Origin of the sequence: Aliiroseovarius sp. S1339, from assembly GCF_023195695.1 — a bacterium.
Classification (GTDB): domain Bacteria; phylum Pseudomonadota; class Alphaproteobacteria; order Rhodobacterales; family Rhodobacteraceae; genus Aliiroseovarius.
Map to the genome: position 1 here is coordinate 156,750 of NZ_JALPQG010000009.1, position 11,552 is coordinate 168,301.

Here is an 11,552-nt window from a genome sequence, read left to right on the forward strand (position 1 = left end):
GCGCACCCGAACGATGAAACGTTCACCCGTGCCCGGGTAGCTCAGGGGTAGAGCAGTGGATTGAAAATCCTCGTGTCGGTGGTTCGATTCCGCCCCCGGGCACCATAAAATCAAATACTTACAAGATTGATGAATATCTTAGGCTCGCAATAGGCTCAGAGATTTGGTTGTTACTGTGCGGTTGATTTGGTTCTCGACAGCAATTGATTGACCGCGCCTAGTCGAGGAGGCCAGCATCTGGCGATCAGGTATGGCTTGGGTCCCTATCCGGGAACTCATGGCGAGGTCATATGCTCTGCCAAACTTGTTCCCGTGGTTGGGCCTCACTCACCAATTCGCGAATTGAAAGAACCCTTCATCCAAGAAAATTCCAGCATTCTGATTGCAGATAGAACGGGAGAGACGGATGGCACAGAGTTCTGCAGGGCGACGTATTTTTGCGGCCGAAATTGGACAGGAGCACAGGTTGAAAGCTCCACCTCTTTCGCGCGGGCCGATCTTGCGCTTCAGGCCGCAATTTGTGGTATGGGTGTCGCGCTTGGGCGGACACTGCTGGTCGAAGATGACATCCACAACGGGTTTCTGATCCCAATAGGTAAGAGTGTCGCGACCAAAGCGAAGTATTGGATCGTTACGACCGCTTCATTCTCGGCCACTCCGACATACCGTGAAATCAGAAAATTCTTCAAAGAAGAGGTTCAAAACTCGGCGCAGGTCTATGCGCTCTAACCTGACCGGCTTGTCGTTCTCGACGTGGCGGTGCTGCGCTGTTTTTGACCCGGTTCTGTCGCTGGTCCAAATAGCTTTAAGGGTCGCCCTGCACACAGCACCCCGCGACTCGTTTGCGTCTTGCGCATCGGTTTCAAGGCGGAAATCAATCAGCTGGCCACTTTGATCAGTGGCAAGATGTGACCGCAGCGATTTGCCTGCTGAGGCCGGCGCGTCGTTACCAGATTGAATGCTATTGCGCCGTCCAGCCTCCATCGACCGGGATCGAGGTGCCGGTCACGTTATGCGCTATCGGCGAACACAACCACAAGGCCAGCGCGCCGATCTCGGCGGGGTCCGAGGTGCGGTGCGACGGCTGTTTTTCGGCCAGTAGGTCAGCCACCCCCTTATCGCGATCGCCACCGAACAGGGCGGCGCGGGCCTGTACCTGGGGTTCGATGATCGCGGTTTCCGTCCAGCCCGGGCAGATACAGTTCACAGTGACGCCGCCCGCCTGCTTGCTGCCTTGAGCAGCATATTCCAGCGCCGCGACCCGGCTGAGCCCAACCAGACCGAATTTTGACGCCACATAGGGCGCTTTATTGACCGAGGCGACCAGCCCATGCACCGAAGCGATGTTGATGACCCGGCCATAACCGTTTTGTGCCATGGCGGGCAAAGCAAGTCGCATAGTGTGAAATGCGCCCGACAGGTTGACCGACAGGATCGCGTCCCAGGTGGCGGCATCCGCCTCGGCAAGATTGACGGTCTTCTGGATGCCGGCATTATTGACCAGAATATCGGCACCGCCCCAATCGGCAATCTCGGCCATCATCGTGCCGATGGCATCCGCGTCGCGCATATCTGCATGGAAGACCCGGACATCGGCTGCACCAGCCGCACGGACCTCATTCACTGCCGCCTCGGCCTCGGCCTTGGCAGCAAGCCCGTGCACTGCCACCCGGGCACCGGCACCTGCAAGCGCCTTGGCCACCGCCAAACCAATGCCCTGCACCGATCCGGTCACCAACGCTGTTTTTCCTTCCAAATCTGTCATTTAGGAACCTCCTCGGCCAGTCTCGTTCGCAGTTCCGTCTTCAGAACCTTGCCGTAATTGTTCTTTGGCAACGTGTCGACAAACACATAATCCTTAGGGCGTTTGAACCGGGCGATCCGATCCAGACACAGCCGATCCAACTCTTGTGGGTCGACAGACGCACCCAGATGAACGACCACAAAGGCCACCACATCCTCGCCCCATTCCGGATGGGCGCGCCCAACAACAGCGGCCTCGTGGACGGCCTCATGAGCCAGTAACACCTCTTCAACCTCACGCGGATAAATGTTCGACCCACCCGAGATGATCAGGTCTTTGGACCGGTCTTGCAGCGTGACATAACCGTCCTGATCCATTCGCCCCATGTCACCGGTCCAGAGCCAGCCGTCGCGGATGGTCTTACGGGTGGCGTCGGGGGCTTTCCAGTACCTGGTCATCACGGTGGCCCCGCGCACAGCGATCTCGCCGATTTCCCCCGGCGGCACGTCCTGCCCGCGCGCATCCAGCACACGCAACCGCACAGCGCTTTGGGCAGTGCCGACCGAATTCAGCCGATCGCGCCAGCGCGGATGCATGCGGTCGGCCACGTCGTGGCGACTAAGCGCGGTGATGCCCATTGGGCATTCCCCTTGACCATAGATTTGAACAAAGCGCGGCCCCATGACCTCGACCGCCTCAAGAATATCTGCTTCATACATCGGGCCACCAGCATAGGTGATGGTCTTGAGCCCGTCCCCGGTCTCACCCGCTGCCTTGGCGGCATCGACAAGACGCCGCACCATGGTTGGGGCGGCAAACATAGAGATATTGCCGACCGATTTCCCAAGGCGCAGAATTTCGCCCGGATCGAAGCCACCACTTTCGGGCACGACGTGGCGGGCGCCGCGTAGGATATGCATGAAATTATAGAGACCCGCGCCATGCGACATCGGCGCAGCATAGAGGATGGCGTCTTTTGCCTTCACCTCATCGACATCGACGAAATAATTATATGTCATTGAGGCCAGCATCCCACAGGTTATCATCACGCCCTTGGGTCGCCCGGTGGTTCCGGAGGTGTAAAACAACCAGCTCAGGTCGCCGCCGTCCAGTTCCACCGGCGAGGTCATCGGTTCAGCGTCGCGCATCGAGGCAAAGTCATCACCGTCAACACAGATCATCTCGGGCCCGGTGCCTGACAGTAAATCCGCCAGATCCGGGCCCAGCTTTTCGTCGCTTAACACCAAAGCCGCGCCTGCATTTCCGATGATCCATGCCGCCTCTTTCGGGTGCAGTTTGGCGTTGATCGGAACAGCGGCAGCGCCCGCAAACCAGATGCCATAGAGCGCCTCAAGGTATTCGACCCGGTTCGACATGAAGATCGCAACCCGGTCGCCTTTGCTGATCTTTCGCCCGGTCAACGCCGAACCGATCCCGGCCGCCGCGCGCGCAAAGTCGTCATAGGTGGACGCCATCTTGTCACCCGTTAACAGCGCCGGGGCATCCGGGACGCGCGTCGCGGTGCGTTTCAACCATTCCGCAGGATTCATCTGACGGCCTCCAGAATTGAACAGTAGTTGGCCACGCCAGAACCGCCCATGTTGAAGACACAGGCCAGACTGGCATCCTTCTTTTGCATGTCACCGGCGGTTCCGGTTACCTGTCTGACTGCCATCACATGCATAGAAACGCCGGTGGCACCGACCGGGTGGCCCTTGGCTTTCAGCCCGCCGGACAGGTTCACCGGCAGCGCCCCGTCGCGCATCACCGTGCCGTCTGCGATCCGGTCCGCACCCTTGCCCGGGGTCGCCAGACCCATCGCTTCGTAAATCATCAGCTCTGCGATTGTGAAACAATCATGTAATTCGGCCAGATCAATGTCGCGCACCGTGACCCCTGCCTGATGATAGGCCCGGGCAAACGCGTATCGCGCAGCGGTCAGTTCAGTCATATCGCGCTGCGACATCGGCAGGACATCATTGACCTGTGCGGCCCCCCGGAACCCAACCGCCCGATCAAACTCTTCAATCATATCGTCGGCAACCATCACCAGTGCTGCGGCACCGTCCGAGATCAGCGAACAATCGGTCAACCGCAGGGGTGGTGCGATCATCGGGTTCTTGTCGCTGACCGAGTTGCAGAATTCAAAACTCACGTCGCGTTGCATTTGGGCCAGCGGGTTGGCCAGCGCATTCTGGTGGTTCTTGACTGCGATCCGCGCCAACGCCTCGGACACGTCGCCGTATTTCTGAAAGTATCCCGCCGCAATGCGCCCGAAGATCTGCGGAAAGCTGACGCCGTTTTCCTCTTGCGAATAGGACGCGCAGGCTAGGGCTTTGGTTACACCCTTGGTGTCAAGTTCGGTCATTTTCTCGGCACCGATCACGAGCACCCGGCGCGCAGAGCCTGCCCTGATCGCGTCGCGGGCCGCAAAGATCGCCGCCGAACCAGAGGCGCAGGCATTTTCGACCCGGGCCGCCGGTTTGAACCGCAACCCGTCGTCCAACCCAAGAACCAGCGATGACGCAAACGCGTCCGGCACCATGCCGGCATTGAAATGCCCAAGCCAAATCGCGTCGATATCCGCCGGGACAAGACCTGCCAATTCTATGGCTTCGGCGGCAGCGTCTTGGATGAGATCCTCAAGGGTCTTGTCCTTGTGAACTCCAAACGGGGTGTGACCCCAGCCGACAATGCGTGCGTCCATACTTGCCTCCTATCGTTTCACGAATGATAGTCGATGCAGGTGGCGCGCGCGATCCGTGAAAACACTTACCAAGAGGGGCCGTATGGAATACTTTATGGATTTGGTATTCCGACACGCCCCGATCGGTTTGATTTTCGCTGAGGACCGCGTCATCCGGTGGTGCAATAAGCGGTTTTCCGAGATGTTTGGCTATCGGCCCGACGAACTTGAAGCCCAATCGATCGAAAAGCTCTACCCGACACCGGAAGAATACGAACGTATCGGAGACATCGGCCGAAAACAGATGCTGGGACTTGGCCACTATGCCGACGAACGCATCATGCGGCGCAAGGATGGCACGTTGTTTTGGTGCCGGGTCAGAGGTCAGTCGCTGGACGCAGATGCCCCCTTTTCTCAGTCAGTCTGGAGTTTCGCCGACATCTCGGACAATCGCCCGATCACCGAAATGACCATGAGAGAACGCCAGGTTGCCAAGATGATGGCCGAGGGTCTTACCACAAAGGAAATAGCCCGGCTGCTGGAAATCTCACCACGCACCGTGGATGTTTACCGAACGCGACTTCTGAGCAAGTTTGAGGCCCGCAACAGCATCGAGCTTGTCGCGCGCCTGACCGGAATTCCAATGTAGATTCCGAACTGTTGATGATCTGTTCGATGCCCCGAACGATGATGCCCGCTTAGCGTGCTGTTGTAGACCTTGATACATCTCGCAGCATTTGTGGATGTGGGGCTCTGAGCTGACATTGGGTGCGGCCAGAAATCAACCCACTCACCGAAGCCATTGCCGTAGCTTGCGGGACAAAGTGCGAATTCGCTGAAAGTATGTCGATGGCTAGTTTTCGGGATTAAAACCGCCATTCAGTTTTAATCCCCATTAAAGGCAATAGTTGATTGCCTCAGAGACAGGTCAGCCGTGTTTCGACCTTCGGCTTTCTAAAAAAGTACGCACCAACCCAAATGGCGGAACGCAAAACGAGCTTTTCATTCTAGGGGCTTTCAGGCCTCGCTGCTATCGACCAAAGATTTCCCGAAGGGATGACAGATGTCTCGTCGCAGCTGTGAGCGGCTGCTACGCTGTCTTTGCCTTGGTATGGTCGTAGCCTTGTGCATCGCGATGCTCTTAAATCATAGAGAGTTCGAGATGCGGTTCTTTCAAAACGCCATGTATTTATCTATCCCTCGCCGGGTTTGCGCAAGGCTTTGAACGCGTGCTCGATGTGGCAGATTTGACGGATGAGCTGGACGAGATGAAAACGTTTCCGGATGTCTTGGACCAAAGTCCTTTAGCCACTTTGCCAGCCCGCCCCATCCCCAAACCGTTGGCAAAACCATCTGACATAGTGTAGAACAAAAAGAGAACATAAGTCGGATTCTCTGTGGGATGTATGCCAGAAACTCTTTCCATAAAACATGCGCGACGCAGGGCGGGGCGTACGAGGCAGGACAAGCGTACCTTGTCCGAGGTTTTCCCCTCGACCGCCACCGATGCCGGGGCGGTGGGGTTTGTTCTTGCGCAACTCGCGCGCAAGTCAGGCCCCGTTTTGTGGGTTCAAGACCGCGTGTCTTTCAAAGAAACGGGGCGACCCTATTTGCCGGACATTGGGATGCAACGCCCGGTAGTGCGGGTGACAACGGGTCGCGCTGCCGACGTGTTGTGGGCCATGGAAGAAGGCTTGCGGTGCAAGGCGTTAGCGGCGGTGGTCGGCGAAGTTTGGGGCGATCCACCCGTGCTCGACTTTACCGCCAGCAAGCGGCTTGCTTTGCGGGCCGAGGCGGCGGGCGTGGCCTGTTGGCTGATCCGGCGGGCGGCCAGCCCGGACCTGAGTGCGGCGCGCGATCGCTGGCGCATCACCTCGCTGCCCTCAACCATGCATCCGGACGATCCGCAAGCACCGGGCGACCCGCGTTGGCGGGCAGAGCTGTTCAAATCCCGCACCCGCAAGCCCGGCACATGGGGGGTGGGCTATGACCGGGCGGCGAATCGCCTCGATTTTTCTGCCCCATTTCGCGATGGAGCGGTGGCAGAGGGTGATGGAACGCCAAGGCAGCGCGCCGCCCGATGATGTGCCCGTCGTGCTTGTGGTCGACGGCGCGCATGGGCAGGCGATCTATGCCGCGAACCGTGCGGCCCGGGTGATGGGGGTTACACAAGGGGCCCGCGTGGTGGATATGCGCGCGATCTGCCCGACGCTGCGGGTGGAATATGCGGATGTTGCCGGGGACAAGTTTGCGCTGGACCGTCTGTCCCTTTGGGCGCGGCGCTGGTGCCCCTGGACCGTGACGGATGGGGCAGGTGGGTTGATCCTTGATACCACGGGCTGTGATCATCTGTTTGATGGCGAGGGCGCGATGTTAATCGACATGGAAACCCGTTTGTCCTTGCTTGGGCTGACCTCGCATCTGGCGATTGCGCCCAATTGGGGAGCGGCTTGGGCATTGGCGCGATACGGGCCCGTGCGCGCGATTTGTGGCGAGGCCGAGTTGGCACAACAGCTTGCCCCTTTGTCCGTGGCCGCCTTGCGTCTGGATGCAGACACTATGCTTTTGTTGCGTCGCCTTGGGTTGAAAACAATCGGGCAACTGGCCGAGGTGCCGCGCCTGTCGCTGACCCGGCGTTTTGTGCGCGCCGCCCTTGGGGCCAATCCGCTGATGCGGCTGGACCAAGCGATGGGGCGATTGGCCGAACCGGTCGCCAGTGTCGATGCGCGCCCACCGATCCGCGCGCAGATGCGTCTGCCCGAACCGATACTAGACCCCACAGCCTATTTGCCCACGCTATGCGAAGATGTGTGCATGCAGTTGGAGGGGAAGGGGCTTGGCTGCCGCCGTCTGCACCTGACGGTTTACCGCACGGATGGCGAGGTGCGCCGGCTAGAGGTTGCCACCGCCGCCGCCAGTCGTGACGCCCCTCATTTGTGTCGTTTGTTTGATGACAAACTGGACCGGATTGATCCGGGTTTTGGCTTTGATCTGATCACGCTAGAGGCTGGGCTGGTCGAGCAGATGGATAATGTTCAGACCCGGTTGGATGGGCGTAGCGACGAGGGGGTGGCGTTGCCTCAGTTGATCGACCGGCTGACGGCGCGGCTTGGAGCGGGGGCCGTCAAACGCCCGGTCCTGCAGGCAAGCCATGTGCCAGAGCGGGTCGAGCATTGGGTGGGGGCGATGGGGGCTGCGACCCTTACAACGGATACGCCCGTCTTGCCGCCGAAAGATCGCCCGATCCGCATTTTCCAGACGCCCGAAGAGGTGCGGGTGCTGTATGTCGTGCCCGAAGGCCCGCCCGCGCAGTTCATCTGGCGGCGGCAAACGCATCGGGTTGCGCGCTATGCTGGCCCGGAACGGATCGCGCCGGAATGGTGGTGTGATCGGCCCAACACCCGCCTGCGGGATTACTTCAAGGTGGAAGATCAGGCGGGCCGTCGTCTGTGGCTGTATCGCGAGGGGTTGCATGAAGATGGGCGCGGCGGCGATCCCCGCTGGTTTGTCCACGGGATGTTTGCCTGATGCCTGAGATGGACAATTATCGCCCCCGGCGGACCTTGTCGGAGGATGGCTTTACCCCCAATCCGCGCGTGGGTTTTATTGAGCTTGGCGTGACGACCTGTTTTTCCTTCCTTCACGGCGCGTCTGATGCGGTCGATCTAACGCGCACCGCTTGGGAACATGGTTATGACGCGCTGGGGGTTGCGGATATGAACACCATGGCGGGGGTCGTGCGTCTGCATGCTGAGGCGCGTAAGGCGTGTCTGCGTCCGATCATTGGATGCCGACTGAAACTGGTCAGCGGCGAAGAGTTTCTGGCCTACCCCCGTGACCGGGCGGCGTATGGCCGTCTGTGCGCGTTGCTGTCCAAGGGCAAGATGCGGGATGTGGACGGCGGCTGGCAGGCGAAGGGTGCCTGTGACATCACGCTTGATGATCTGGCGGGTCACAGTGAAGGCGTGCAGCTGATCGCCTGCCCGGGCGAAGATCTGTCGCATTTTGCAGCGGGTCTGCGCCGTCTGGTGCGTGCGCTTCCAACGCTGCGCCATATCGCGGTCAGCTATCTTTATCGCGGCACGGACCGGGCGCGGATCAACCGGCTGGATCGGTTGGCGCAGGAATATGGGCTGTGCATCCTTGCCACCAATGATGTGCATTACCACGCGCCGGATCGGCGGCCCTTGCAGGATGTGATGACCTGCATTCTGCACAAGACCACAATCACCAAAGCGGGGTTCCTGCTGGATGCCAATGCCGAACGCCACCTGAAAACGCCCGCGCAGATGATGGCCCTGTTTGCCGAATGGCCCCACGCCATCCGCGCCACGCGTGAGGTTGCGGATGCCTGCCAGTTCGATTTGCGCGAGCTGTCTTATGAATACCCGAAAAAGAACATCCCCGATGGGCGCACGGCGCAGGATTATCTGACCGAACTGACGTGGAAGGGGGCCGCGTGGCGTTATCCTGACGGGGTGCCGGATAAGGTGCGCGCGACACTTGAAAAAGAGCTGGCGATGATTGCCAAGTGTAATGTGCCGCAGTACTTCCTGACCATATATGATGTGATCCAGTATGCGCGCCATGGTGTGGACACACCGATCCTGTGTCAGGGGCGCGGGTCGGCGGCGAACTCTGCGGTCTGCTATGTGCTGGGCATCACTGCGGTGGACCCGGCCACCAATGACCTTCTGTTCGAACGCTTCATCAGTGAAGAACGCAAAGAGCCGCCGGATATCGACGTGGATTTTGAACACGAACGTCGCGAAGAGGTTATCCAACATATCTATCAGGAATATGGTCGTGATCACGCCGGGCTGTGCGCGACGGTCATTCATTACCGCCCCCGTATGGCGATCCGCGAAGTGGGCAAGGTGATGGGCCTGTCCGAAGATATCACCTCGGCGCTGGCCAAGACGATCTGGGGCAGTTTCGGGCGCGAGGTCGGCGCGAACGAGGCTGCCGAGGCGGGGCTTGATCTGTCCGACCCGCTGATGTCGCGCACCATCAAGCTGGCTGATCAGATGATCGGAATGCCGCGTCACCTGTCCCAGCATGTGGGTGGGTTTATCCTGACCGAAACCCCTCTGACCCGCACCGTGCCCATCGGCAACGGCGCCATGAAAGACCGCAGTTTTATCGAATGGGACAAGGATGATATCGACGAGTTGCGCATCCTGAAGGTCGACGTGCTGGCGCTCGGGATGCTGACCTGCATTCGCAAAGCGTTCCAAATGATCGAGGCGCATTATGGCCGCCGCCCGACGCTGGCCGGTATAGAACAGGAAGACCCAGCGGTTTATGACATGCTGTGCAAGGGCGACAGTATTGGAGTGTTTCAGGTCGAAAGCCGGGCACAGATCAACATGCTGCCACGCCTGAAACCGCGCTGCTTTTATGACCTCGTCATTCAGGTCGCCATCGTGCGCCCCGGCCCAATTCAGGGTGATATGGTGCATCCGTTTTTGCGACGACGAAATAAGCAGGAGCCGGAAGATTATCCCTCGCCGGGGTCAGACCATGACCCGGACGAGCTGCGCAATATCCTTGGCCGCACCATGGGCGTTCCCATTTTTCAGGAACAGGCGATGAAGATCGCGATGGTCGCGGCTGAATTCAGTTCGACCGAAGCCAACGATCTGCGCAAGGCCATGGCGACGTTCCGGTCGCGCGGCACGATCGGCGAGCTTGAGGAAAAGATGGTCGGGCGGATGATCGACCGCGGCTATGATGCCGATTTCGCCCATCGCTGTTTTAACCAAATTAAGGGCTTTGGCGATTACGGTTTCCCGGAAAGCCATGCCGCCAGCTTTGCCCATCTGGTTTATGTGTCCAGTTGGATCAAACATTACTTCCCGGATGTGTTCTGCGTGGCGCTTATGAATTCCCAACCTATGGGATTCTATGCGCCCGCCCAAATCGTACGCGATGCCCGCGAACATGGGGTCGAGGTCCGGCCGCCCGATGTGAATTACAGCGATTGGGATAATATCCTAGAGCCAGTCGGCCCAAACCGCTTTGCCGTGCGTCTGGGGTTTCGTCAGGTGGATGGCATACGTCGCGATCGCGCCGAACGCATCATGGCGATGCGGGAAGACCCTTTCGCCACCCTCGAAGATCTAAAGACACGGGCACGTCTGGATGCGAGCACCATGCGGAAGCTCGCGGCGGCGGATGCGTTCCGCTCGATGGCGTTGGATCGGCGGCAAGCCCTATGGGATGCGCGTGCGTTGAAAGATGCGCCTGACCTGCCCCTGTTCTCGTTAGGGCCGGATGAAGGGGGCGAGGTGATGTTCACCTTGCCGCAGATGCCGGTCTGCGAACATGTGGTTGCGGACTACCAAACCCTGCGCCTGTCATTAAAAGCGCATCCGATGGCGTTTCTGCGCAAAAGCATGGCGCGGCAGGGCTATACGTCTGCGGGCAGTTTGCAGGCCATGCGCAATGGGCAACGCATATCAATGGCGGGGATTGTCTTGATCCGCCAACGCCCCGGCAGCGCCAAAGGTGTGTGCTTCATCACGCTTGAAGATGAAACCGGCGTCGCCAATCTGGTGGTTTGGCCAAAAGTGATGAAGGTGTTTCGCAAGGCAATCATGCGGTCGCGCCTGTTAGAGGTGCAGGGCATGGTCCAGCGCGACGCCGATGTCATTCATATTGTCGCCCATAAACTGATCGACCGAAGCGATGCCTTGGAGCGCCTGTCAAACGATCCGCTGGATGTGCAGATCGCCCGCGCGGATCACGTTGAACGCCCCTTGCCCGCGCATACACAACGCCATCCTCGGGATGTGCGGATCATTCCGAAGTCGCGTGATTTTCATTGATTCTGTCTAAAGACGTTTTCGTCGGGCGCTTTTAACCCGGTGAATCGGGCGATGCGCACAGTGAATCGGCCCCGCATGGGGTAAAGCAGGTGAATCGGCGCACTGGGCTGCCGGTTTGATCGTCATAGCAGAGAGGGTGAGCTTGAATTCTGGCGCTGAAACCCTATATTTATAAGGCCCAGCGAAAAGAATTCGCGAAACCTTCGTTTTTCTTTAAAAAGGGGTTGCGACTCTGATTGGTTGGGCCTAGAACCCCCTTCACCGGCGGCGCTGATGGCGCGGTTGGGTCGCG

Annotated in this window: 8 protein-coding genes and 1 tRNA gene; 6 read left to right on the forward strand and 3 right to left on the reverse strand. The window is 59.1% G+C overall.

Annotated elements, in window-relative coordinates; genetic code table 11:
• Positions 1-30 precede the first annotated feature (30 nt).
• A tRNA-Phe gene (locus tag MUY35_RS14465) sits at positions 31-105 on the forward strand.
• Between the two features lie 102 nt (positions 106-207).
• A complete protein-coding gene (locus MUY35_RS14470) occupies positions 208-729 on the forward strand; it encodes a LysR substrate-binding domain-containing protein (protein ID WP_282569307.1) in 522 nt (173 codons plus the stop codon).
• Between the two features lie 232 nt (positions 730-961).
• Here the strand turns inward: MUY35_RS14470 and MUY35_RS14475 are convergent, their stop codons facing one another.
• Genes MUY35_RS14475 through MUY35_RS14485 form a run of 3 tightly spaced genes read right to left on the reverse strand, consistent with a single transcriptional unit; the run spans position 962 to position 4,451 of the window.
• On the reverse strand, positions 962-1,765 hold the full coding sequence (locus MUY35_RS14475) for a 3-hydroxybutyrate dehydrogenase (RefSeq protein WP_248369835.1): 804 nt from the start codon (positions 1,763-1,765) through the stop codon (positions 962-964).
• The gene (locus tag MUY35_RS14480; protein WP_248369837.1) at positions 1,762-3,294 is read right to left on the reverse strand and encodes an AMP-binding protein; all 1,533 of its coding nucleotides are present in this window, start codon (positions 3,292-3,294) and stop codon (positions 1,762-1,764) included. Before MUY35_RS14480 ends, MUY35_RS14475 begins: the two co-directional genes overlap by 4 nt.
• Entirely contained in the window at positions 3,291-4,451 is a 1,161-nt protein-coding gene (locus tag MUY35_RS14485) for an acetyl-CoA acetyltransferase (protein ID WP_248369839.1), read from the reverse strand. The genes MUY35_RS14480 and MUY35_RS14485 overlap by 4 nt, the downstream gene beginning before the upstream one ends.
• A gap of 82 nt (positions 4,452-4,533) precedes the next feature.
• Here MUY35_RS14485 and MUY35_RS14490 point away from each other — a divergent pair, with 82 nt between their 5' ends.
• From MUY35_RS14490 to MUY35_RS14505, 4 genes are all read left to right on the forward strand, one after another.
• On the forward strand, positions 4,534-5,079 hold the full coding sequence (locus MUY35_RS14490; protein ID WP_248369841.1) for a PAS and helix-turn-helix domain-containing protein: 546 nt from the start codon (positions 4,534-4,536) through the stop codon (positions 5,077-5,079).
• Positions 5,080-5,905: 826 nt separating this feature from the next.
• The gene (locus MUY35_RS14495; RefSeq protein ID WP_348984515.1) at positions 5,906-6,514 is read left to right on the forward strand and encodes a hypothetical protein; all 609 of its coding nucleotides are present in this window, start codon (positions 5,906-5,908) and stop codon (positions 6,512-6,514) included.
• Positions 6,417-7,958 (forward strand): DNA polymerase Y family protein, encoded by a 1,542-nt coding sequence (locus tag MUY35_RS14500; protein WP_248369845.1) that lies wholly within the window; start codon positions 6,417-6,419, stop codon positions 7,956-7,958. The genes MUY35_RS14495 and MUY35_RS14500 overlap by 98 nt, the downstream gene beginning before the upstream one ends.
• Positions 7,958-11,260, forward strand: a complete 3,303-nt coding sequence (locus tag MUY35_RS14505; RefSeq protein WP_248369847.1) for an error-prone DNA polymerase — start codon at positions 7,958-7,960, stop codon at positions 11,258-11,260. The genes MUY35_RS14500 and MUY35_RS14505 overlap by 1 nt, the downstream gene beginning before the upstream one ends.
• Positions 11,261-11,552: the final 292 nt, after the last annotated feature.

Bases quoted from the DNA above. Each gene is read 5' to 3' on its own strand.
- MUY35_RS14475 (WP_248369835.1), bottom strand. From the start codon at position 1,765: ATGACAGATTTGGAAGGAAAAACAGCGTTGGTGACCGGATCGGTGCAG.
- MUY35_RS14480 (WP_248369837.1), bottom strand. From the start codon at position 3,294: ATGAATCCTGCGGAATGGTTGAAACGCACCGCGACGCGCGTCCCGGAT.
- MUY35_RS14485 (WP_248369839.1), bottom strand. From the start codon at position 4,451: ATGGACGCACGCATTGTCGGCTGGGGTCACACCCCGTTTGGAGTTCAC.
- MUY35_RS14490 (WP_248369841.1), top strand. From the start codon at position 4,534: ATGGAATACTTTATGGATTTGGTATTCCGACACGCCCCGATCGGTTTG.
- MUY35_RS14500 (WP_248369845.1), top strand. From the start codon at position 6,417: ATGACCGGGCGGCGAATCGCCTCGATTTTTCTGCCCCATTTCGCGATG.
- MUY35_RS14505 (WP_248369847.1), top strand. From the start codon at position 7,958: ATGCCTGAGATGGACAATTATCGCCCCCGGCGGACCTTGTCGGAGGAT.